Source organism: Pseudomonas sp. P1_F1_2 (assembly GCF_056405815.1).
The window spans coordinates 14,566-37,799 of record NZ_JBFUBK010000059.1; the positions used below are offsets into that span (position 1 = coordinate 14,566).

Sequence of the window (23,234 nt, forward strand, 5' to 3'; positions counted from 1 at the left end):
CATCACCGCTCTATCAGCCCTGATAAACGCCGTTCATCATGTCCAACCTGACTGTTCGAGCGTCCGCTGCGAGCCGGCCCACCGGGCTCCCGGATGCGTTTTTCGACCGCGACGCGCAAACGCTGGCCCGGGATCTACTCGGTAAAGTCATCCGCCATCGAGTCGGCGACCTGTGGCTCAGCGCCCGGATTATCGAGACCGAAGCCTATTACTTCGAAGAAAAAGGCAGTCACGCCTCCCTCGGCTACACAGAAAAGCGTAAGGCTTTGTTTCTGGATGGCGGCCACATCTATATGTATTACGCCCGCGGCGGCGACTCCCTGAACTTCAGCGCCCAAGGCCCCGGCAACGCGGTGCTGATCAAATCGGCCTATCCATGGGTCGATGAATTGAGCGGGCCGGCGAGTCTGGCGCAAATGCTGCTGAACAACCCCGATGCACAGGGCCGCCCTCGCCCCTCGCAAAAGCTGTGTGCCGGGCAAACATTGCTCTGCAAGTCGCTGGGTTTGAAGGTGCCGGTCTGGGACGCCAAGCGCTTCGACCACGACGTGCTGCTGGTCGAAGACATCGGCCCGGCGCCCACCCACATCATCCAGACCACGCGCCTGGGCATCCCTCACGGACGCGATGAACACTTGATGTACCGCTTTGTCGATGCGGCCTACGCGCCGTATTGCACACGCAACCCTCTGCGCCGGGGACAGGTCGAAGGTCGCGATTATTTTTTGCTGCCATGACAGTAGCGAAATCTTGATGCAAAGCAGTTCCCACAGGGATTCTGTGGTGTTGCTTAAATTGTATTTGCCCACCTGTGGCCAATTGAACGTTCGATGGAGTTGTTTTTTATGGGCCCATGGCTCGATAGCGTGACCGGCTGGTTGGCGGCTAATCCGCAATGGCTGGCTGCAGCAGTGTTCATCGTGGCTTTTGTGGAATGCCTGGCGATTGCCGGACTGATCGTACCCGGCACAGTGTTGCTGTTTGCTGTGGCGGTATTGGCCGGGAGCGGTGCGTTGTCACTGAGTGAAACGCTGTTGCTGGGGTTCGTTGCCGGTGTGCTGGGTGACATTGTTTCGTACTTCGTCGGCCGGCACTTCCACCAGAATATCCGTCGTTTGCCGGGGTTGCGTCATCACCCCGAGTGGATCGCCGGCGCCGAGTCCTATTTCCAACGCTATGGCATCGCCAGCCTGCTGGTCGGGCGCTTCATCGGGCCGTTGCGACCGATGCTGCCGATGGTCGCCGGGATGTTCGACATGCCGTTTCCGCGCTTTGCCGCAGTCAGCGTGTTGGCCGCCGCTGGCTGGAGTGTTGCCTATTTGCTGCCCGGTTGGGCCACAGGGGCGGCGATTCGCCTGCCACTGCCGGAAGGTTTCTGGCCTGAAGCCGGGATCGTCGCAGGCAGTATTGCCGTCTTGGTGGGCTTGAGCGTCACCAGCAGTCTGCGCCGCCATCGCCAGGCGACGACGCTGATTGCCGGCATGAGTTTTCTGATTCTGGTGGGACTGTTCATCGGCTACCCGCACCTGACCGCACTCGATCAAGGCGTAATGACCCTGGTGCAGGAACACCGCGGCCCGATGCTCGACGAAGTCGCCGTCGTCTTCACACTGATTGGCGAATTTCGCAACATGCTGGTATTCAGCGCGCTGCTGACCGGCCTTTTGCTGATTGCGCGGCAATGGCGCCAGGCGATTTTCGCCGGCAGCACCCTGCTCTGCACCGCGCTGGCCAACACCGCAACCAAACACTTTTTCGCCCGCCTGCGCCCGGAAGTGTTGAGTGATCCGTTGACCAGTTACAGCATGCCCAGCGGTCACGCCTCCGGCTCTTTCGCGCTGTTCCTGACCCTCGCCGTACTGGCGGGCCGAGGGCAACCGCCACGGATGCGCCTGACCTGGTTGATGCTGGGCTGCTTGCCCGCGCTGGCAATTTCCCTGTCGCGGGTGTATCTGGGCGCGCATTGGCCGACGGATGTACTGGCGGGTGCGATGCTGGCGGCGGCCGTGTGTGCGGCGAGCTTGTGGCTGACTCAGCGCAAGGCGCCACTCAATGCCATGCCACCCAAGGTCTGGTGGCTGGTGCTGCCAGTACTGGTGGCGTTGTTCGGGTTCTTTGTGTTGCGGCATTTGCCACATACGTTGTTGCGGTATGCCTACTGATCAGGCAAACAACTCACCCTGCAACTCATCCAGCAACGCCTGAATCGCATCCAGCCGTTGCTGCGGATCGTCGAGTTGCAGCAGGTCTATCTTGTCGACCTCGGCAAATGGCAGCAGGTACGCCAGTTGATTGGCCAGCGACTGCTGCCCGGTTGCCTCGGTCCCCATGTTCAGGGCCTCGACCATCGGGTGTTCGGCCAAGGCCTTGAGCAACGCAACCAGGTCGGCGTCCTCGTCCTGCAAGGGTTGCTCGGGTTCGTCTTCCAGCCATTCGACTTCAGCGACGGTCAACTGATCTCGCTGAACCTCGGTGCGCAAAACCTGGAAACGGCGCCCGCCCTGCACCCGAATACCCAGCAAGCCGTTGTCCTGCTGTTTGAAATCGGTGATCCGCGCTTCGCACCCCACCAAGGCATACCCTGCCGGCGCGATGCCGACTTCTTCGCCGTCGAGGATGCACACCACACCGAAGCCGCCGCCCTGTTTCATGCAGCGGCCGATCATGTCCAGGTAGCGCGCTTCGAAGATCTGCAAGTCGAGGATGCAGCCAGGAAACAGCACCGTGTTCAGCGGGAAAAGCGGTAAGTTCATAGACATTTCCTTACACCACCATCGACACCGCCAACGGCAGGAACACCGCTGTGGCCACACCCATCAGACTCATCGCCAGCGCCGCAAAGGCGCCGCACTCTTCACTTTCCTGCAGGGCTACCGAAGTGCCGACCGCATGGGCCGTCATTCCCAATGCCATGCCGCGCGCTTCCGGGCTGCGCACACCGAGCCGCGTCAACAGACCAGGGCCGAAGATCGCACCGATCACGCCAGTGATCAACACGAACACCGCCGCCAGCGCCGCGACACCACCGATCTGCTCGGCCACCAGCATGGCAATCGGCGACGTTACCGACTTCGGCGCCATGGTCATCAGGATCATGTGCTCGGCACCGAACCACCACCCCAGCAACACGCCCATGCCCGTGGCCACCACGCCACCTATCACCAGCGTAGTAAATATCGGCCAGAACAACTGCCGAATCCTTCGCAGATTGAGGTACAGCGGCACGGCCAGTGCAACCGTTGCGGGTCCGAGCAGGATGCTGAGGATCTCGGTGCTCTTGCGGTACTCCGCGTAGGTCAGGCCGCAGGTCAGCAGGACACCGATCACCACCAACATGGAGACCAGCACTGGCTGCAAAAAGATCCAGCGGGTTTTCTCAAAAGCCGCCAGCACCAGTTGATAAGCACCCAATGTAATACCGATGCCGAACAGCGGATGATGGATCACCGAGTCGAGTGCGCCGTGCCAATCAAGGGTCATTGGTCATCTCCGCGATGGGCATGGCGCTTGACCATGCGTTGCATCAGCACCCCGGCAAACGCCATGGACAGCAGCAGCGACAACACCAACGCACCGACGATGGCCCAGAAATCGGCGGCAATATCCTTGGCATACACCATCACGCCCACGGCCGGCGGCACCAGCAGCAACGGCAAGTACCGCAGCAGGCTGCTGGCCGCCAGGCTCAGCGGTTCGCCGACTTGCCCGCGTGAAATCAGATACACCAGCAACAGCAGTAAGCCGACAATCGGCCCCGGCAGCACCGGTAAAAACAAGTGGTTGATGGCTGTGCCCAGCAATTGGAACAGCACCAGCCAGGTCAGGCCACGTAACAACATCCGGCATCTCCCGCGCTCGCCCCACCCAAAAAGGGGCCGCGTATTATAAGCACGTCAACGCTATGGATCGGCATTCGCCAAAAGCATGGTCAGTTGACCGGAGCAATCGGCCATGTTGATCTACAGTGGTTCGCAGGGAGGTCAAATCCCCCCACCCGAAAAACTATAAATCCGATGAAACACAAGGAGAGTCTCAATGCCCCAGGTTCCCGTTGCAGAGCTCAAAGATTATGTCGGCAAGGAACTCGGACGTTCCGAATGGCTCACCATCGATCAGGAGCGGATCAACCTGTTCGCAGAAGCCACAGGTGACTATCAGTTTATTCATGTCGACCCGGTCAAAGCCGCGCAAACGCCATTTGGCAGCACCATCGCACATGGATTCCTGTCGCTGTCACTGATCCCGAAGTTGATGGAAGACATCCTCGTCATGCCCGAAGGCGTGAAGATGGTGGTCAACTACGGCCTCGACAGCGTGCGTTTTATTCAACCGGTCAAGGTCAATTCGAAAGTGCGCCTCAAAGTTGATTTGACCGACGTCATCGAGAAAAAACCCGGTCAATGGCTGCTCAAAGCAACTACCACCCTTGAGATAGAAGGCTCGGACAAACCGGCCTATATCGCAGAACCCCTGTCCCTCTGTTTCGTGTAACCCTCGCGGATGCGAAGCAGCTCACGCTGTTTCGCACCCCTCTCTATATATACGACACATAGCTGCGGCATACTCGCTCGCCTAATTGCCCGGATCCCGCTATGCGCTCACTTGCACTCCTTGCCCTGACCCTTTTGCTCACTGCTTGCGGCGACGGCGAATCGCTGTTGCCCCCGGATGCCCGCCTGCCGGATGGCGGGCGCTATCGCGGTGATCTGGTCAATGGTTTGCTGCAAGGCCAGGGCCGCATCGACTATCCAAATGGCAGCTGGTACGCCGGCGAGTTCGACAAGGGGCAATGGCACGGCCAGGGCGAATGGCATGGCAGCAATGGCGAGGTCTATCGCGGGCTGTTCAATCAGGGCCTGTTCGACGGCCAGGGCTCGCTGACCACACCGGCCAGCAGCTACACCGGCGGTTTCAAACTCGGCCGGCGCGAGGGTGAAGGCACGCTCAAAGAAAACGGCATGAGCTATCGCGGCGAATTCAAGGCCGATCAATATTCAGGGCTCGGTCGTCTCGAACTCGATGACGGCAGCTCGTACCAGGGTCAGTTCGCCCACGGCAAACCCAACGGGGAAGGCCAGCGCGGCGACGCCAGCGGCAATCAATTCACCGGGCACTTTGTCAACGGTCAGCTGGAAGGCAACGGGACTTTCAACAGCGCCGACGGCGACATCTATGTCGGCGGTTTCAAGAACAATCAACTGCACGGCAAGGGCCGCTACGAAAATGCCGACGGCGATGTCTGGCTCGGTCAATTCAAGGAAGGATCCCTGAACGGCAAGGGCGAGTTGATCGGCTCCGACAGCAGCCATTACACCGGCCAGTTCAGTGATTGGCGCTTCACCGGCCAAGGTCGATTAAACCTCCCGGACGGCAGCTTCTACACCGGTCAATTTGACAGTGACAGTTACTCGGGACGCGGCACGCTGGTGCTCACCGACGGCACCGTGCAAAGCGGCACATGGCTCAATGGCCAGCGCGTACGTGACGCCGACGGCAAGCTGCTGCCTGACAGCCTGGAGCTCGGCTTGCTGGCTCAAGGCCGCTTGCTCGAGGACGCCCTGCTCAACGTGCCGGCCTCGACTCCAGCCGTCGAGTTGTACACCCTGACCTTGGGCGGCGACGGCAAGCAAAGCGTGTTCCTGCGCGAATCCGATTACGTCAGCAACATGCTCAGCAGCCGCTTCGGCGCGTTCGGGCAAATCCGCCTGGTAAATCACCGCGACCACCTAATGGACCGCCCGATGGCTACCCGGGAAAACCTGCGCCGCGCTGCCGCTACCCTGGCCGAGCGCAGCGGCCCGGAAGACTTGATTTTCATTTACCTGACCAGCCACGGCACCAGCGAACATCAACTGGTGCTCGATCAACCGCGCATGGAGCTGGCCGACCTGCCGGCCGACGAACTCGCCGCAGTGCTTGCTCCCTTGAAAAATCGCGACAAGATCATTGTGATTTCGTCCTGCTATTCCGGCGGTTTCATTCCCGCCCTCAAGGACGAGCGCACCCTGATCATGACCGCGTCGCGGGCAGACCGTGTGTCCTTCGGCTGCGCCGAAGAAGCCAATTTCACCTACTTCGGCGACGCATTGTTCGCCCAGGCATTGAACCAGACCGATGACCTGGAGCAAGCCTTCAAACTGGCCAAGGCCACCGTCGCCGAGCGCGAACTGGCCGACAGCTTCGAAGCCTCCGAGCCGCAGATCTGGGCGCCGAAAACCGTCCTCTCTCACTGGCAGTTGTTACGCAAGCAGCAGGCACGAAAAGCACTACAAAGTGTCTCTATCGACAGCAAGGATACAAAGAGCAACTAAGCTGAACAGTATCAAGGGAGAAACACTATGTACTTGACGCCTCAGCATGTCTTGATTGCCGGAGCTACCGGGCTGACCGGTGAACATCTGCTGGATCGCCTGCTCAATGAGCCAACGATCTCAAGGGTTTTGGCCCCTTCACGCCGTCCACTCGCCAAACACCCGCACCTGGAAAACCCTGTCGGCGATCCGGAGGTGTTTCTTCCACAGCTGCAAGGTCGCGTCGACATTGCCTACTGCTGCCTCGGCACTACCATCAAGCAGGCTGGCTCGGAACCCGCGTTTCGTGCGGTTGACCTGGACATGGTCGTGGCGTTTGCCAAGCGTGCGCGGGAAATGGGCGCACGCCACCTGATCGTGATCAGCGCCTTGGGCGCCGATCGCAGATCCTCGGTTTTCTACAACCGGGTCAAAGGCGAGATGGAACACGCATTGCGTGCGCAGGACTGGCCGCAACTGACCATTTGCCGCCCTTCTCTGCTGCTGGGTGATCGTGTCGCGCCACGCCTGGGCGAGAAAATCGCCGGTCCACTGTCACGCCTGATCCCCGGCAAATACCACGGCATCGAAGCCTGCCAACTGGCGCGCGCGATGTGGCGATTGGCGCTGGAAGAGCAAGATGGAGTGCGGATTGTGGAGTCGGATGAGTTGCGTAAGCTCGGTAAATAATCCGCAAATCTGTGTCGAGGGAGCTTGCTCCCTCGCCACAATAGCCTCTTGCTACAACCCGCCCGTCGCCTGAAAACTCACCCCGATTACCGTCAGCACCGACAACGGCAACAGCAGCGTGTCGAGCAACGCGCTGGCCGGCAGATCAACGCCGGGATAGCTCGGCGCGTCTGCACCAAAGCGGTCCTTGGCGCAGCATCCGCCGTTCATGGCGTACAAATCCAGACGCGTCCCCGCATACACCAGGGGTGCTCCGGGTTTGGCCGCATCAAGGGTGCGCGCGGTGGCGCAGCCCGTCAGTTGCAATGCCAGCAGAGTAATCAGCAGCTTATTCATCGCTGCTCAAATGGTGTTCGCCCCAGCGTGGCAGCATGTCTTGCGGGATGTTCAACAGATTGAGAATCCGCGCCACGACAAAATCGATCAGGTCATCAATCGTCTGCGGCTGGTGATAGAAGCCTGGCGAGGCCGGCAATATCGTCACGCCCATGTTCGACAGCTTGAGCATGTGCTCCAGATGGATGCTCGAATACGGCGCCTCACGCGGAACCAGAATCAACTGACGACGCTCTTTCAGGGTCACGTCGGCGGCACGCTCGATCAGGTTGTTGCAGGCACCGGTCGCAATGGCCGACAGCGTCCCCGTGGAGCACGGCACCACCACCATTGCCGCAGGCGCGCCGGAGCCCGAAGCCACCGGCGACATCCAGTCTTCCTTGCCATAGACCTTGATTTGCCCGGCCGCAGCACCGGTGTACTCCGTGAGGAAGGCTTGCATCATCTGCGGTTTGGCCGGCAGCGTAACGTCGGTTTCCGTGGCCATCACCAGTTGCGCCGCCTTGGAAATCAGGAAGTGCACTTCGCGGTCTTCACGAATCAGACAATCGAGCAAACGCAAACCGTACTGAGCGCCGGAAGCGCCGGTCATGGCCAGCGTGACGCGATCCGGACCACTGCTCATCGCAGGGCCTCGGCGAGTTTGCCGTGCAGGCCGCCGAAGCCGCCGTTGCTCATGATCACGACGTGAGTACCGGGCTGCGCCTGGCTTTTCACGCGCTCAATGATGCCTTCCAGCGAGTCGCTGACAATCGATGGCACGGTGCACAGCGCGGCGGTGCCGGCCAGGTCCCAACCGAGGTTGGCGGGTGCGTACCAGATCACTTGATCGGCATCGACCACGCTTTCCGGCAAACCGTCTCGGTGCGCGCCCAGCTTCATCGAGTTGGAGCGCGGCTCGATGATCGCGATCAACGGCGCGTCGCCGATGCGTTTGCGCAGGCCATCAAGGGTGGTGGCGATAGCGGTCGGATGGTGGGCGAAATCGTCGTAGATGGTGATCCCGCGCACTTCGGCGACTTTTTCCATGCGGCGCTTGACGCTTTTGAACGCGCTCAATGCAGCAATGCCCATCGATGGCACCACGCCGACGTGACGCGCCGCCGCCAACGTAGCCAATGCGTTAGCGACGTTGTGCTGGCCGGTCATGTCCCACTCGACCACACCTTGGGCGACGCCTTCGAACATCACTTCAAACTTCGAACCGTCTTCGCTGAGCAGCTTGACCTGCCATTGGCCGCCCGCGCCGGTGGTTTGCACCGGGGTCCAGCAGCCCATGTCGATGACACGTTGCAACGCCGGTTCGGTGGTCGGATGGATCACCAGGCCTTCGCTTGGAATGGTCCGCACCAGATGGTGGAACTGTCGCTCGATAGCCGGCAGGTCGGGGAAGATATCTGCATGATCGAACTCAAGGTTGTTCAGGATCGCCGTGCGCGGGCGGTAGTGAACAAACTTGGAACGCTTGTCGAAGAATGCACTGTCATATTCGTCGGCTTCGATCACAAAGAACGGCGTACCGCCCAAACGCGCCGACACCGAAAAATTCTGCGGAACACCGCCGATCAGGAAGCCGGGGCTCATGCCCGCGTGCTCCAGCACCCAGGCGAGCATGCTGCTAGTGGTGGTTTTGCCGTGAGTACCGGCAACGGCCAGCACCCAACGACCTTGCAGCACGTGATCGGCCAGCCACTGCGGGCCGGAAACGTAAGGAAGGCCTTTGTTCAGTACGTACTCGACGGCCGGGTTGCCGCGTGACATGGCGTTGCCGATCACCACCAGATCCGGAGCCGGATCGAGCTGGGAAGGATCGTAGCCTTGGGTCAACTCAATGCCTTGAGCTTCAAGCTGTGTGCTCATCGGCGGATAGACGTTGGCATCGGAGCCGGTGACGTGATGGCCCAGTTCCTTGGCCAGAACCGCCATCGAACCCATGAAGGTGCCGCAGATACCCAGAATATGAATGTGCATAGTCGACCTCGTAAAACATGGCCGCAGGTTAGCGTAGGGAGGGAAAAATCGCACCTTGTGTTTCGGTCTCACAGACGCCATCGCGGGCAAGCCCACCCCCACAGGTCACCGAAAATCCTGTGGAAGCGGGCTTGCCCGCGATGGGGGGCGACGCGATTTAGCGGGCGATGCCGTGTTTACGCAGCTTTCTATAAAGCGTATTTCGGCTGACCCCCAACTGCTCGGCGGTATGCGTCATGTGCCAACGCGTGTGTTCCAGCGCATTCAACAACGCCACCCGTTCGGCATCGTCCAGCGGATGATCCGACGATGCTTCAACAGTCATCACCGGCGCCGGCCGCGCCTGTCGAATCATCGCTGGCAAATCCTCCCACCCGATCTTCCCGTTCTCACACAGCGCGGCCAGTGTGCGCAACACGTTACGCAATTGCCGCACATTCCCCGGCCAGTTGAAGCCCAGCAACGCCTGACGCGCTGCCGCATCGATCTGCACCGCTTCACCGCCCGTCTCTTGTTCCAGCAAGAAGTCGAGCAATTGGGATTTATCACTGCGATCCCTTAGCGCCGGTAACGCAACTTCCAGCCCATTGAGCCGGTAATACAAATCCTCACGAAAGCCGCCGTCCTGCACCCGTTCCAACAGATTACGGTGCGTAGCACTGATGATTCGTACGTTGACCGCCTCCGGCTCCCCGCCAATCGGCACCACCTGTCGATCCTCCAACACCCTCAATAGCCGGGTCTGCAGGGCCAGGGGCATGTCGCCGATTTCGTCGAGGAACAGTGTTCCGCCATCGGCCTGCTGCAACTTGCCACGCATGCCTTCCTTGCGCGCACCGGTGAAACTGCCACCGCGATAGCCAAACAACTCACTCTCGATCAGGCTTTCAGGAATGGCCGCGCAGTTAAGGGCGACGAAGGCTTTTTCTGAGCGCTGACTGGCCTGGTGCACGGCTTTGGCGAATGCCTCTTTGCCGGAACCGGTTTCGCCGTTGATCAGCAGCGGCACGTCGCGCTCGAACACCCTCAGTGACTTGCGAAAATCCTCTTGCAACGCCGTATCACCTAGACAGATGCCTGACAGCGGCGCACGTTCGGCAAGTACCGGGCTTTGCACAACAGGCACCGGAATGCTGCGTGGCTGCCCGCGCAAAACGGCAAACAGACTTCGCCCGTCTCGGGTGCGCAACGGCCAACTGGCACTGGCGTTGACACTCGCGCGGCCGAGCAGCTCATCCAGCGAACAGTCGAAAAACGCCTCTACCGGCTTACCCAGCAAGCCGCCGCGAATATGCCCCAGCAAGTTCAGCGCGCTCTGGTTGACTGCACTGATCCGCCCTTCTCCGTCGAACGCCAGCAGCCCTTCGCTGAACAGCCCGACGGATTCGGCCTGCAAATGAAAGCGCAACAACCATTGATTGTCGAAGTAGCGCAGGAAATAGCAGCTCTCGATCATCTTCGCCGACAGATTGACCAGGGCCATGGTGTGAAACTGGCTTTGCCGGGAGACATCGTGGCGCGCCGAAGACACGTCGAGCACCGCCAGCAGTTCACCATGGGGATCGAACACCGGGCTCGCCGAACAGGTCAGGCCGGTATGGCGTCCGCGAAAATGTTCGTCCTGATGGATGGTCAGCGACTGCCGCTCCACCAGGCAGGTGCCGATGCCGTTGGTGCCTTCGCAGGCTTCACTCCAGTCGGCGCCGAGCCACAGGCCGGCGCGTTCGAAAATCTTGCGCTCGGCGGGCGCGGTGACGCAATTGAGGATCACGCCACGGGCGTCGGTCAGCAACACGGCATGGCCAGCACCGGAAAGCTGTTGGTGGAGGCTGGTCATTTCATTGCCGGCGATGTGCAGCACTTGCTGCAAGCGTTCACGGCTTTCCAGCACTCGACCGTGTTCCAGCACCGTCGGCGCCATGGTCAAGGCCGGGTCGAGGTGATAGTCCTCAAGACAACGCAGCCAGGAACGGGCAATGGACGGATCGCTGCCGGGACCGCGCAGGTGCGATTTGCCCTGGGTAACGGTCAAGACTTGCTGGGCATGGCGACTCAAATGATTGTCGTGCATTTCTTATTATTCTCCCCGCAGGGTYTGGCTCGCCCCGTGTAGCAGCTGCCGAAGGCTGCGTCCGGCCGCGAAGCGGTCGTAAACCGGTATCCCGTATTTCAGTGCCAAATCCAAGAGAGCGCTTCGCACTCTGACGCAGCCTTCGGCAGCTGCTACAGAGTGCGCGAGTCCGAGCATCCTCCAGCCTAGCCTGCATTGCAATGCTGGCAAGACCCGTCAGTCACAGGCTGTGCCACTAGCGGTACAAAGTGTCACGCACGCTGTACCGAAACCGTCACAGGCGCCGCCCGCCTGTCCGACAAAAACCGCGCAAGGCCTTGATTTGCCTGACATGCAAGGCGCTGGCCCGACCCTTGCTCTACGCTTAAAGCAAGCGCACATGCGCCTCTTCTTATAAATACAAAAGCCAAGGAGACAACATCATGCGTTACGCTCACCCCGGTACTGAAGGCGCTATCGTTTCGTTCAAGGCCAAATACGGTAACTACATCGGCGGCGAGTTCGTCGCGCCTGTCAAAGGTCAGTACTTCACCAACACCTCGCCAGTGAATGGCCAACCGATTGCCGAATTCCCACGTTCCACCGCCGAAGACATCGACAAGGCCCTGGACGCTGCTCATGCCGCCGCCGATGCCTGGGGCGCCACGTCCGCCCAGGCGCGCTCGCTGGTGCTGCTGAAAATCGCCGACCGCATCGAGCAAAACCTGGAACTGCTGGCAATCACCGAATCCTGGGACAACGGCAAAGCCGTTCGCGAAACCCTCAACGCCGACATCCCACTGGCTGCCGACCACTTCCGCTACTTCGCCGGTTGCATCCGCGCCCAAGAAGGCAGCGCCGCCGAGATCGACGGCAACACCGTGGCCTATCACATCCATGAACCGCTGGGCGTAGTCGGGCAGATCATCCCGTGGAACTTCCCGATCCTGATGGCCGCCTGGAAACTCGCCCCGGCCCTGGCCGCCGGTAACTGCGTAGTGCTCAAGCCTGCCGAGCAGACTCCGCTGGGCATTACCGTGCTGGTCGAGCTGATCGGCGACCTGCTGCCACCCGGCGTATTGAACATCGTGCAAGGCTTCGGCAAAGAGGCCGGCGAAGCGCTGGCCACAAGCAAGCGCATCGCCAAGATCGCGTTCACCGGCTCGACCCCGGTCGGCTCGCACATCATGAAATGCGCTGCCGAAAACATCATTCCGTCCACCGTGGAACTGGGCGGCAAATCGCCGAACATCTTCTTCGAAGACATCATGAAGGCCGAACCGTCCTTCATCGAAAAAGCCGCTGAGGGCCTGGTGCTCGCCTTCTTCAACCAAGGCGAAGTCTGTACCTGCCCGTCCCGCGCGCTGGTGCAAGAGTCGATCTACGACGACTTCATGAAAGTCGTGATGAAAAAAGTCCTGTCGATCAAACGTGGCGACCCGCTGGACACCGACACCATGGTCGGCGCCCAGGCATCCGAGCAGCAATTCGACAAAATTCTTTCGTACCTGGAAATCGCCAAGGGCGAAGGCGCCGAGCTGCTGACCGGCGGCAAGATAGAAAAACTCGAGGGCAGCCTGGCGACCGGGTATTACATCCAGCCGACCCTGCTCAAGGGCACCAACAAAATGCGCGTGTTCCAGGAAGAAATCTTTGGCCCGGTGGTGAGCATCACCACCTTCRAGGACGAAGCCGAAGCCTTGGCCATCGCCAACGACACCGAGTTCGGCCTGGGGGCCGGCCTCTGGACCCGCGACATCAACCGCGCCTACCGCATGGGCCGTGCCATCAAGGCCGGTCGTGTGTGGACCAACTGCTACCACCTGTACCCGGCGCATGCCGCGTTCGGTGGCTACAAAAAGTCCGGCGTCGGCCGTGAAACCCACAAAATGATGCTTGATCACTATCAGCAGACCAAAAACCTGCTGGTGAGCTACGACATCAATCCGCTGGGCTTCTTCTAACCCGGCGCGATATCGCGTAACGGCCATCGCGAGCAAGCTCGGCTCCTACAGGAGCATGGCTTGCCAGCGATGGCTTCCTCAATAACACACCGAACATTGCCCTGGCCGCTCTGGCACGGGCTTTGCGTGCCCGCTTCTCACCTAAAACGTCGTACCGCAAGTCCAAAAGATCAAACAATAAAAAAGACAGCGAGGACTTATGACTTCTTCTACACAGCTCAAACCCACACTCGGCACCCTGCATCTATGGGGCATTGCCGTCGGCCTGGTGATTTCCGGCGAATACTTCGGCTGGAGTTACGGCTGGGGCACCGCAGGCACACTGGGGTTTCTCGTCACCGCCCTGATGGTGGCGAYGATGTACACCTGCTTTATCTTCAGTTTCACTGAACTGACGACCGCAATTCCCCACGCTGGCGGGCCCTTTGCCTACAGCCGGCGGGCGTTTGGTGAGAAAGGCGGATTGATCGCCGGCATCGCCACCCTGATTGAATTCGTCTTTGCGCCACCGGCCATTGCCATGGCCATCGGCGCCTACCTCAACGTGCAATACCCGGAACTTGATCCGAAAATCGCGGCGGTTGGTGCGTATTTCGTGTTCATGGGCCTGAACATCCTCGGGGTCAGCATCGCTGCGACCTTCGAACTGGTGGTCACCGTGCTGGCGGTCGCCGAACTGCTGGTGTTCATGGGCGTGGTGGCGCCGGGTTTCAGCTTCAGCAACTTTGTGCTCAATGGCTGGTCAGGGTCCAACGAGTTCACGATCGCGTCCATTCCCGGCATCTTCGCCGCCATTCCCTTCGCGATCTGGTTTTTCCTCGCAATTGAAGGTGCGGCAATGGCAGCCGAAGAGGCCAAGGACCCGAAACGCACGATTCCCAAGGCTTACGTCAGCGGCATTCTGACCCTGGTGTTCCTGGCCATCGGCGTGATGGTCATGGCCGGCGGCGTCGGCGACTGGCGCCAACTGTCGAACATCAACGACCCGCTGCCGCAGGCGATGAAAGCCGTGGTCGGCAACAACTCCACGTGGATGCACATGCTGGTCTGGATTGGCCTGTTCGGCCTGGTGGCGAGCTTCCACGGGATCATCCTCGGTTACTCCCGTCAGTTCTTCGCCCTGGCGCGTGCCGGTTATCTGCCAAGCAGCCTGGCCAAACTCTCGCGTTTCCAGACCCCGCACCGGGCCATTTTGGCCGGCGGCGTGATCGGTATTGCGGCGATTTACAGCGATGGCCTGGTCAACCTGCAAGGCATGACCCTGACGGCGGCGATGATCACCATGTCGGTATTCGGTGCCATTGTGATGTACATCATCAGTATGCTGAGCCTGTTCAAACTGCGTAAAACCGAACCGAACCTGGAACGCACCTTCCGCGCGCCGGGCTATCCGATCGTGCCGGGGATTGCGCTGTTTCTGGCGGTGGTGTGCCTGGTAGCGATGGCCTGGTTCAACACGCTGATCGGGTGTGTGTTTCTCGGCTTCATGGCGGCCGGCTACCTGTATTTCCAATTGACCGCCAGGCAACGCGCCGATGCGCCAGCCGACGCGATGCTCGAAGGTATTTGAGATGCACCGGCGCCGGGCCAATCCCCCGGCGCCTGCCCTATTTGGGGTCGACAACCCTGCCCTGTAGGAGCAAGGCTTGCCCGAGAGGGCATCACTGCGATCGGACAGCTACACCGCGGTGATGCCATCGCGGGCAAGCCTTGCTCCTACAGGTCATCATTTCAGAATCAGGAGGACACTGTCCCATGGCCGCATTTGCCCACTCCATCGGCGCTCTGACCTATCGCTTCGAGAGCCTCAAGGACGTCATGGCCAAGGCCAGCCCGGCGCGCTCCGGTGATTTCCTGGCGGGCGTCGCTGCGCTCAATGATGGCGAGCGGGTGGCTGCGCAGATGGCCCTGGCTGACATCCCGCTGACGCATTTCCTGCAGGAAGTACTGATTCCCTACGAGGCCGATGAAGTCACCCGACTGATCATCGACACTCACGACACACACGCCTTCGCCGTGGTCAGCCACCTCACTGTCGGCGGTTTTCGCGACTGGCTGCTCAGCGACGCCGCCGATGAACTGAGCCTGCGTGCACTCGCCCCCGGCCTGACGCCGGAAATGGTGGCCGCCGTGTCGAAAATCATGCGCGTCCAGGACCTGGTCCTGGTGGCACAGAAGATCCGCGTGGTCACGAAGTTTCGCGGCACCCTGGGTTTGCGTGGCCGGTTATCCACCCGCTTGCAACCCAACCACCCCACCGATGAGCCCGCCGGTATTGCCGCGAGCATTCTCGACGGCCTGCTGTATGGCAACGGCGACGCGATGATCGGCATCAACCCGGCCACCGACAGCATCGCCTCGATCTGCGCCATGCTGGAAATGCTCGACGCGATCATCCAGCGCTACGAAATCCCGACTCAGGCCTGCGTGCTGACCCATGTCACCACGTCGATCGAGGCGATCAATCGCGGTGTTCCGCTGGACCTGGTGTTCCAGTCGATCGCCGGCACCGAAGCGGCGAACGCCAGTTTTGGCATCAACCTGAACGTTTTGCGCGAAGGCTATGACGCCGGCTTGAGCCTTAATCGCGGCACACTGGGCCAGAACCTGATGTATTTCGAAACCGGGCAGGGCAGCGCACTGTCAGCCAACGCCCACCACGGTATCGACCAGCAAACCTGTGAAACCCGCGCCTACGCGGTGGCACGACATTTCAAGCCATTCCTGGTGAACACGGTTGTAGGATTTATTGGCCCGGAATACCTCTACAACGGCAAACAGATCATTCGTGCCGGCCTCGAAGACCACTTCTGCGGCAAGCTGTTGGGCGTGCCGATGGGTTGCGATATCTGTTACACCAACCACGCCGAGGCCGACCAGGACGACATGGACACCCTGCTGACCCTGCTGGGTGTGGCCGGGATCAACTTCATCATGGGCATCCCCGGCTCCGACGACATCATGCTCAACTACCAGACCACCTCGTTCCACGATGCCCTCTACGCCCGCCAGACGCTGGGACTGAAACCGGCACCGGAATTCGAACAGTGGCTGGCAAAAATGGGCATTTTTACCCAGGCCGACGGCAAGATTCACTTCGGCGACAGCCTGCCACCGGCCTTCCGCCAAGCGATGGCGCAACTGGGATGAGTGCTTTTATGGATAAGCCAACTGTTGATCCACAAAACCCGTTGCTGGAGTTGCGCCGCCTGACACCGGCGCGCATTGCCTTGGGCCGCACTGGCACGAGCATGCCGACCAGCGCTCAACTGGATTTCCAGTACGCCCATGCGCAGGCGCGGGACGCGGTGCATTTGCCGTTCGACCACGCGGGGCTCAGCAAGCAATTGGCTGAGATCGGACGCGCCAGTGTGTTGCTGCACAGCGCCGCCGCAGACCGAAACAGCTATTTGCAACGCCCTGATTTGGGCCGAAAACTGAGTGATCCGTCGGCGCAGACGCTACGCAATTATGCGGCGGCCAATCCCGGCGGCGTCGATCTGGTGATTGTGGTGGCCGATGGGCTGTCGGCACTGGCCGTTCATCGCCATACCCTGCCGTTTCTGAAGCGCCTGGAGGAACAGGTGCTGGCCGAAGGCTGGTCCGTATCGCCGGTGATGCTGGTGGAACAGGGCCGCGTCGCGGTGGCCGACGAAATCGGTGAGCTGATGGGGGCGAAAATGACGGTGATTCTGATCGGCGAACGCCCTGGACTCAGCTCGCCAGACAGCCTGGGTTTATATTTCACCTACAATCCAAAGGTCGGGCTGACGGATGCTTTTCGCAATTGCATCTCCAACGTCCGGCTCGAAGGGCTGAGTTATGGCATGGCCGCTCACCGCTTGGTGTATTTGATGCGCGAGGCCTGTCGCAGACAGTTGTCGGGGGTCAATCTAAAGGATGAAGCGCAACTCCAGACCTTGGATTCGGACACCCGCGCGGACCTGAAACGAAACTTCCTGTTGGGCCAGCCTGAAGCCTGAACCGTTTCCGCATTGCGTTTGCGCGCCGGTTTCAGGCAGGATCGACGAACGGCCGCCACGGGTTTCCCATCGCCGTCATCAACGTAAGACAGCCATTTGAAGACGAGACCTACCATGYGGATTATTCAAGCGACCCTCGAGCACCTGGACCTTCTGGCCCCACTGTTCGTGAAGTATCGTGAGTTTTATGGATCCCTGCCTTACCCGGACTCGTCGCGTGCCTTTCTCGAAAAGCGCCTGCGTCGCAAGGAATCGGTGATTTATCTCGCGCTGTCTGATGACGACAGCAACAAACTGATGGGTTTCTGCCAGCTGTATCCGAGTTTCTCGTMCCTTTCGCTTAAACGCGTGTGGATCCTCAACGACATCTATGTCGCCGAAGATGCCCGCCGCCAGTTGGTGGCCGATAACCTGATCCGCACCGCGAAGAAGATGGCCAAGGAAACCAATGCCGTACGCATGCGTGTTTCCACCAGCAGCCACAACGAAGTCGCGCGCAAAACCTATGAATCCATCGGATTCAAGGAAGACACCGAGTTCAAGAACTACGTGCTGCCGATCAGCGACGAACTCTGACCGCACCGATCGACTGTGGGAGCCCTCCCTGGCTCCCACAAAAAATCCGCATCAACCATCCATCCCCCCGCGACATCCCTCGCTACAAACTGAACGCTCTTTTCACTTTTCAGTCCGTATAATCGCGACCTTTCCGGCTTGTAAGAAAAACTACATCTACCAGTAGTCTAAATACCAAGTCATCCGCACAGGCCTGCAGAGCCGGGCCATCACCACAGGTGCTTTATATGGATTTCAACCCGATCGACATCGTGCTGCATCTCGACGTTTACCTCGACATGCTGGTGACCAACTACGGGGCCTGGATCTACGCCATTCTCTTTTTGGTGATTTTCTGTGAAACCGGTCTGGTGGTGATGCCGTTCTTGCCAGGCGACTCTCTGCTATTTATCGCGGGTGCTGTTGCAGCCGGTGGCGGCATGGACCCTGTATTGCTGGGAGGCCTGTTGATGCTGGCGGCGATTCTCGGTGACAGCACCAACTACCTCATCGGTCGAACGGCAGGCGAAAAGCTGTTCAGTAACCCGAACTCGAAAATTTTCCGCCGCGATTACCTGCAACAAACCCACGAGTTCTATGACAAGCACGGCGGCAAAACCGTAACGATGGCGCGGTTCCTGCCGATCATCCGCACCTTTGCACCGTTCGTCGCCGGTGTCGGGAAAATGCCTTACCCGCGTTTCTTTTTCTTCAGCGTCTTCGGCACGATCCTGTGGGTCGGCGGCCTGGTGACCCTCGGTTACTTCTTCGGCAACGTACCGTTCATCAAGAAAAACCTGTCGCTCCTGGTGGTGGGCATCATCCTGCTGTCGCTGGTTCCAATGATCATCGGCATGGTCCGCAGCCGCCTCGCCAACGCCGCGTCCAAAGCCCAATCGCGCTGAACTGCGATGTGGTCGCTTAGCGCCTGGCGCCGCCAGCGCACCTTGGCCAAGCACCCGATTGCCGACGACATGTGGCAGCGGGTGCGCCAGCACTTGAGCTTCCTCGATGGCATCAGCGCCACTGAAGACCAGTGGTTGCGCGAAGCCTGCGTGCTGTTCCTCGAAGACAAACACCTGACCGCCCTGCCCGGCGTCGAACTGCACCAGGAGCAACGCCTGTTGCTGGCAGCGCAGGCGCAATTGCCGCTGCTGAATCTGGGCGACTTGAACTGGTATCAAGGTTTTCACGAAATCATCCTCTACCCCGATGACTTCCTCAGCCCCCAGCGCCATCGCGATGCCAGCGGCGTGGAGCATGAGTGGGACGGCGAACACAGTGGCGAGGCGTGGCAGCAAGGGCCGATCATTCTCGCCTGGCCTGGCGTAATGGCCAGTGGTGGCTGGGAAGGCTACAACCTGGTGATCCACGAACTGGCGCACAAACTCGACATGCTCAACGGCGTCGCCAACGGCCTGCCGCCGCTGCACCCCGACATGCGGGTCAGCGAATGGGCCAAGGTGATGCAAGAGGCCTACAATGACCTCGACCGGCAACTGGAGCGCAACCCGGATGCCGAAACCGCCATCGACCCGTACGCGGCAGAAAACCCCGCCGAGTTTTTTGCCGTCACCAGTGAATACTTCTTCAGCGCCCCGGATTTGCTGCACGAGACTTATCCACAGGTGTATGAACAACTGAAGCTTTTCTACCGGCAGGATCCGCTGAGCCGGTTACGGCAACTTCTGGCTGAAGATCCGGTCTACCGGGACCACGACTAAGGTCTACACGACCTCTGGTACATAGCGTCATCGGCGGAATATGCCTATAATCGCCGCCACTTTTTGGTCAATCCGGCCAAGTATTTCTGGTCAACTAACGGGGGCAACGCCCAATGAGCTACAGCAAGATTCCGGCTGGCAAAGACCTGCCGAACGACATCTATGTCGCGATCGAGATTCCGGCCAACCACGCGCCGATCAAATACGAAATCGACAAAGACAGCGATTGCCTGTTCGTTGACCGTTTCATGGCCACCCCAATGTTCTACCCGGCCAACTACGGTTACATCCCGAACACCCTGGCTGACGACGGCGATCCCCTCGACGTGCTGGTCGTGACCCCTTACCCGGTTGCTCCAGGTTCGGTAATCCGCGCCCGTCCGGTCGGCATCCTGAACATGACCGACGACGGCGGCGGCGATGCCAAAGTTATCGCAGTTCCGCACGACAAGCTGTCCCAGCTGTACGTCGATGTGAAGGAATACACCGATCTGCCGCCGCTGCTGATCCAGCAGATCGAGCACTTCTTCGCGAACTACAAAGATCTCGAAAAAGGCAAATGGGTGAAGATCGAAGGCTGGGCTGGCGCAGACGCCGCTCGTGACGCGATCACCAAGTCGGTTGCAGCCTACAAAGGCTAAGACGCCTTTGGCCTTGCGCCACTGACGACTAGAAAAAACCCCGGTTGATCCGGGGTTTTTTGTGCGCGCTCACAAAGTGGTTTTTAAACAGGACGTTTATCTCGCGCTCGTCACGGTTTTTTCTTGTTTAATTTGTTCAAAATACGTCTTACATCCGGTCGTAAATTTCCCTCGAAATTTGAACGGTTCGTTTATTCAAACGCCCACCCTACGCCCGTAGACTCGTGTTTATGAAAAAGAACACTAGCGGCCCACGGTTTAAAGCGCTCCTCGAAAAAGCGAACATAACGACGACAGGATTTGCCGCTTTCTTCGACACGGAAGCGCAAAACATCCACAACTGGTACACCCGCGGCGTGCCCGCCTACCGCATGGAAGAGGTGTCCAGACTGCTGTCGGTCAACAGCGACTGGCTCAAGACCGGTGAGGGTCCACAAGACTCCAAACACCTGCGCCTGCTCGACGAGTCAGGCAACACCTTCGACGCCCAGGCGATTCGTGGCATCTACACGGTCATCGAGCCGAGCGACGTCGAACTGCCCCTCTACAAAGAATCCCCCATCGCCCCGGGGTCTCACAAAACCCACATCGTGGAAAACACCGGCCAATTTATCCGCCTGCCCAAAAGCCACCTCGACTCCCTGGAAATCAACCATGCTGACGCGATCGGCATTCACATGCTCGGTAATAGCATGGGCGCGAGGATTGAGGACGGCTCCACCCTCGCCATCGACCGTGGGCTGACCAAGGTGATTGATGGGGAAATTTACGCCCTCGACCATGACGGGATGCTGCGCATCAAATACCTGCACCGCATGCCCGGGAATGCGCTGCGATTGCGCAGCTACAACAAAACCGAGCACCCGGATGAGATTTTCAGCGCCGAGCAGATTGATAAGCAGAACATCAGGGTGTTGGGGTGGGTGTTTTGGTGGTCGACGCTGAACAAACGTCGACCGACGGTGCCGTTCCTGTAAACACACAACCCCTGTAGCAGCTGGCGAAGCCTGCGTCCGGCTGCGCAGCAGTCGTACAACCATTCACCCCGATGTTTCAGGTTCACCGCGGGTATCGGATTGACGACTGCTGCGCAGTCGGACGCAGGCTTCGCCAGCTGCTACACATCACCGCAATCGCTCTACCCCGCACACCACACTGGGAATTTCCCCAAAAAATCAGTATGCTGCGCCCCACATTTGCGCATCAACCCGCCCCGCGGCTCTGATCGCACCGACACGGCAGATGACTTTCTCGCCAAGTCCCACAGCCGGACGCAAGATCCGGGTGTACGTTTTGAAGGCTGGCGCGGTTTACCAAAAATGATCCAAGCCAGTCCCCGAGAAGCCGGCCACAAGCCGGCTTTTTAATGCCTGTAGAAAAACTCTTATCCAGCGTCAGCAGTGCTGGCACTCTTTTCCAGCAGGCGATAGAGGGTTAATAAGCAAGCAGCTTTCTATCGAAGGAAACATCCGGAAAATCCAACCTGCTTGCGCCGGATAATTGCGCTGACTTATCTTCGACCGTCCCTGCCAAACCAGCATTGGATTCACCATCCCACCGGTTGAGTCGGACAGATTGCTCCCCATTCGCATGCGCTTTTTTTATGGTTCTTCACGGAATCCCGGCAAACGCAACGAAATCGCGCCAAAAAAGCCACGAGGAACAACGCATGAGCGACACCCCTGTCAGCCTGAGCATGCCACCCGAAGGTTATGGCGATTGGCTGAGCGAGCTCAAAGGTCGCATCCATAGTGCCCAACAACGCGCCACTCTTGCGGTGAACCGTGAACTGGTGCTGCTCTATTAGCAGATCGGTCAAGGTATTTTGTCCCGGCAAGCACAACAAGGTTGGGGAGCCAAGGTGATCGACCGCTTGGCTCAGGATTTGCGCACAGCCTTTCCTGATATGAAAGGTTTTTCCCCTCGCAACCTCAAGTACATGCGCGCGTTTGCTGAAGCCTGGCCGGACGCCAAATTTGTGCAAGAGGTGCTTGCACAATTGCCTTGGTATCACCAGTTAGCGCTGCTGGACAAATTGCCCAGCCCAGAAACCCGCTGCTGGTATGCAGCCCAAGCCATCGAGCACAACTGGTCGCGCAACATTTTGGTGATGCAGATAGAGACCCGTCTGCTGGAGCGTAGCGGCAAGGCAGTCAGTAACTTCGATAGCCACCTGCCCAAACCGCAGTCCGATCTGGCCCGCGAGTCGCTGAAGGATCCTTACCGCTTCGACTTCCTCGGCCTGACTCTTGATGCTCAGGAGCGCGAGATTGAAAACGCTCTAGTCAAGCATGTCACCGAGTTCTTACTGGAGCTAGGCGCGGGCTTTGCCTTCGTCGGCCAGCAAGTGCTACTGGATGTCGGCGGTGACGAATTCTTTATCGACCTGCTGTTTTATCACCTAAAACTTCGTTGCTATGTGGTGATCGAACTCAAGGCTGGCAAGTTCAAGCCAGAGCATTTGGGGCAACTGAGTTTTTACCTCACTACAGTGGACGCTCAGTTCAAGCACCCACAGGATGGCCCGACCATCGGCCTTTTGCTATGCAAGAGCAAGAACAAGGTAGTGGCCGAATATGCCTTGCGCGATAACGCTCGCCCTATCGGCGTGGCCGAATACCAATTAGTGGAGTCTCTGCCGACGGAACTGCAAACGAGCCTGCCCAGCATCGAACAGATTGAGCGCGAATTGGCCAGTGATGACGCATCTATGAAGGACGACGCGCAATGACGGAACAGGCCTGAAAACCCCACTAATGGACTGGCTTGTAGTTCTACCAAGGGGGACTGTCAGATATTTTGTGTGCGGGCCGTTAACGGCCTGCCGTTAGGCAGGCCATGCTTTTACCAGGTCGGCCTGATAAATCGATCTCCGTACAGAATCGCGAATTGATTCATCGCACTTTTCCAGTCATGGGCCGCGGCCCCCCAGTTTGCTGTGATATTGCGCAGTCCAAGCCAGATCAGTTTTGTCGCCGCATCGTCAGTCGGGAAGTGACCTCGGGTCTTGATGATCTTGCGCAGCTGAGC

The 23,234-nt window shown here is 59.3% G+C and carries 21 protein-coding genes and 2 pseudogenes; 15 read left to right on the forward strand and 8 right to left on the reverse strand.

Annotated features, from left to right (window positions below):
- Nucleotides 1–38: 38 nt before the first annotated feature.
- The gene (locus AC1D2P_RS18100) at nt 39–737 is read left to right on the forward strand and encodes a DNA-3-methyladenine glycosylase (RefSeq protein WP_109786351.1); all 699 of its coding nucleotides are present in this window, start codon (nt 39–41) and stop codon (nt 735–737) included.
- 108 nt (nt 738–845) lie between these two features.
- Nucleotides 846–2,162, forward strand: coding sequence for a bifunctional DedA family/phosphatase PAP2 family protein (locus tag AC1D2P_RS18105; protein WP_109786363.1), 1,317 nt, complete (start codon nt 846–848; stop codon nt 2,160–2,162).
- Here the strand turns inward: AC1D2P_RS18105 and AC1D2P_RS18110 are convergent, their stop codons facing one another.
- From AC1D2P_RS18110 to AC1D2P_RS18120, 3 genes are read right to left on the reverse strand one after another with little or no spacing between them, the layout of a single operon-like run.
- Nucleotides 2,163–2,753: an LON peptidase substrate-binding domain-containing protein gene (locus AC1D2P_RS18110; protein WP_046028730.1), complete on the reverse strand. Its 591-nt coding sequence runs from the start codon at nt 2,751–2,753 to the stop codon at nt 2,163–2,165.
- A 10-nt stretch (nt 2,754–2,763) separates the two neighbouring features.
- Nucleotides 2,764–3,480, reverse strand: coding sequence for an LrgB family protein (locus AC1D2P_RS18115; RefSeq protein ID WP_046028731.1), 717 nt, complete (start codon nt 3,478–3,480; stop codon nt 2,764–2,766).
- Nucleotides 3,477–3,839, reverse strand: a complete 363-nt coding sequence (locus AC1D2P_RS18120; RefSeq protein WP_046028732.1) for a CidA/LrgA family protein — start codon at nt 3,837–3,839, stop codon at nt 3,477–3,479. Before AC1D2P_RS18120 ends, AC1D2P_RS18115 begins: the two co-directional genes overlap by 4 nt.
- A 196-nt stretch (nt 3,840–4,035) precedes the next feature.
- Here AC1D2P_RS18120 and AC1D2P_RS18125 point away from each other — a divergent pair, with 196 nt between their 5' ends.
- From AC1D2P_RS18125 to AC1D2P_RS18135, 3 genes are all read left to right on the forward strand, one after another.
- Complete coding sequence (locus tag AC1D2P_RS18125; RefSeq protein ID WP_046028734.1) at nt 4,036–4,491, forward strand: MaoC family dehydratase; 456 nt, start codon at nt 4,036–4,038, stop codon at nt 4,489–4,491.
- A 101-nt stretch (nt 4,492–4,592) separates the two neighbouring features.
- Nucleotides 4,593–6,311 carry a C13 family peptidase gene (locus AC1D2P_RS18130; RefSeq protein ID WP_109786352.1) on the forward strand — a complete coding sequence of 573 codons (1,719 nt, stop codon included), beginning with the start codon at nt 4,593–4,595 and terminating at the stop codon, nt 6,309–6,311.
- Between the two features lie 27 nt (nt 6,312–6,338).
- On the forward strand, nt 6,339–6,980 hold the full coding sequence (locus tag AC1D2P_RS18135) for an oxidoreductase (RefSeq protein WP_109786353.1): 642 nt from the start codon (nt 6,339–6,341) through the stop codon (nt 6,978–6,980).
- 51 nt (nt 6,981–7,031) lie between these two features.
- Here the strand turns inward: AC1D2P_RS18135 and AC1D2P_RS18140 are convergent, their stop codons facing one another.
- The 4 genes from AC1D2P_RS18140 to AC1D2P_RS18155 all read right to left on the reverse strand — a co-directional run bounded on the left by AC1D2P_RS18140 (nt 7,032) and on the right by AC1D2P_RS18155 (nt 11,358).
- Complete coding sequence (locus AC1D2P_RS18140; protein WP_046028738.1) at nt 7,032–7,316, reverse strand: YceK/YidQ family lipoprotein; 285 nt, start codon at nt 7,314–7,316, stop codon at nt 7,032–7,034.
- On the reverse strand, nt 7,309–7,941 hold the full coding sequence (gene ubiX, locus AC1D2P_RS18145) for a flavin prenyltransferase UbiX (RefSeq protein WP_046028741.1): 633 nt from the start codon (nt 7,939–7,941) through the stop codon (nt 7,309–7,311). Before ubiX ends, AC1D2P_RS18140 begins: the two co-directional genes overlap by 8 nt.
- Nucleotides 7,938–9,287, reverse strand: a complete 1,350-nt coding sequence (mpl, locus tag AC1D2P_RS18150) for a UDP-N-acetylmuramate:L-alanyl-gamma-D-glutamyl-meso-diaminopimelate ligase (protein WP_046028742.1) — start codon at nt 9,285–9,287, stop codon at nt 7,938–7,940. Before mpl ends, ubiX begins: the two co-directional genes overlap by 4 nt.
- A gap of 157 nt (nt 9,288–9,444) precedes the next feature.
- Nucleotides 9,445–11,358: a sigma-54-dependent Fis family transcriptional regulator gene (locus AC1D2P_RS18155; protein WP_223525613.1), complete on the reverse strand. Its 1,914-nt coding sequence runs from the start codon at nt 11,356–11,358 to the stop codon at nt 9,445–9,447.
- Nucleotides 11,359–11,780: 422 nt separating this feature from the next.
- Here AC1D2P_RS18155 and exaC point away from each other — a divergent pair, with 422 nt between their 5' ends.
- The 10 genes and pseudogenes from exaC to AC1D2P_RS18205 all read left to right on the forward strand — a co-directional run bounded on the left by exaC (nt 11,781) and on the right by AC1D2P_RS18205 (nt 22,935).
- On the forward strand, nt 11,781–13,301 hold the full coding sequence (exaC, locus tag AC1D2P_RS18160; protein WP_477811534.1) for an acetaldehyde dehydrogenase ExaC: 1,521 nt from the start codon (nt 11,781–11,783) through the stop codon (nt 13,299–13,301).
- A gap of 199 nt (nt 13,302–13,500) precedes the next feature.
- Nucleotides 13,501–14,871 carry an ethanolamine permease gene (gene eat, locus AC1D2P_RS18165; protein WP_477811535.1) on the forward strand — a complete coding sequence of 457 codons (1,371 nt, stop codon included), beginning with the start codon at nt 13,501–13,503 and terminating at the stop codon, nt 14,869–14,871.
- A gap of 185 nt (nt 14,872–15,056) precedes the next feature.
- The gene (locus AC1D2P_RS18170; protein WP_223525614.1) at nt 15,057–16,451 is read left to right on the forward strand and encodes an ethanolamine ammonia-lyase subunit EutB; all 1,395 of its coding nucleotides are present in this window, start codon (nt 15,057–15,059) and stop codon (nt 16,449–16,451) included.
- An 8-nt stretch (nt 16,452–16,459) separates the two neighbouring features.
- Nucleotides 16,460–17,284 carry an ethanolamine ammonia-lyase subunit EutC gene (eutC, locus tag AC1D2P_RS18175; RefSeq protein WP_477757956.1) on the forward strand — a complete coding sequence of 275 codons (825 nt, stop codon included), beginning with the start codon at nt 16,460–16,462 and terminating at the stop codon, nt 17,282–17,284.
- Nucleotides 17,285–17,398: 114 nt separating this feature from the next.
- On the forward strand, nt 17,399–17,860 hold the full coding sequence (locus AC1D2P_RS18180; RefSeq protein WP_477811536.1) for a GNAT family N-acetyltransferase: 462 nt from the start codon (nt 17,399–17,401) through the stop codon (nt 17,858–17,860).
- Nucleotides 17,861–18,087: 227 nt separating this feature from the next.
- Nucleotides 18,088–18,744: a DedA family protein gene (locus AC1D2P_RS18185; protein WP_109786358.1), complete on the forward strand. Its 657-nt coding sequence runs from the start codon at nt 18,088–18,090 to the stop codon at nt 18,742–18,744.
- Nucleotides 18,745–18,750: 6 nt separating this feature from the next.
- Nucleotides 18,751–19,563, forward strand: a complete 813-nt coding sequence (locus AC1D2P_RS18190; protein WP_477757957.1) for a M90 family metallopeptidase — start codon at nt 18,751–18,753, stop codon at nt 19,561–19,563.
- 113 nt (nt 19,564–19,676) lie between these two features.
- Nucleotides 19,677–20,204: an inorganic diphosphatase gene (gene ppa / locus AC1D2P_RS18195; protein ID WP_008052339.1), complete on the forward strand. Its 528-nt coding sequence runs from the start codon at nt 19,677–19,679 to the stop codon at nt 20,202–20,204.
- Nucleotides 20,205–20,434: 230 nt separating this feature from the next.
- Complete coding sequence (locus AC1D2P_RS18200) at nt 20,435–21,181, forward strand: S24 family peptidase (protein ID WP_477811537.1); 747 nt, start codon at nt 20,435–20,437, stop codon at nt 21,179–21,181.
- A 692-nt stretch (nt 21,182–21,873) separates the two neighbouring features.
- A pseudogene (locus AC1D2P_RS18205) lies at nt 21,874–22,935 on the forward strand (PDDEXK nuclease domain-containing protein).
- Nucleotides 22,936–23,048: 113 nt separating this feature from the next.
- Here the strand turns inward: AC1D2P_RS18205 and AC1D2P_RS18210 are convergent.
- Nucleotides 23,049–23,234: pseudogene (locus AC1D2P_RS18210) on the reverse strand (IS256 family transposase); the annotation flags it as partial.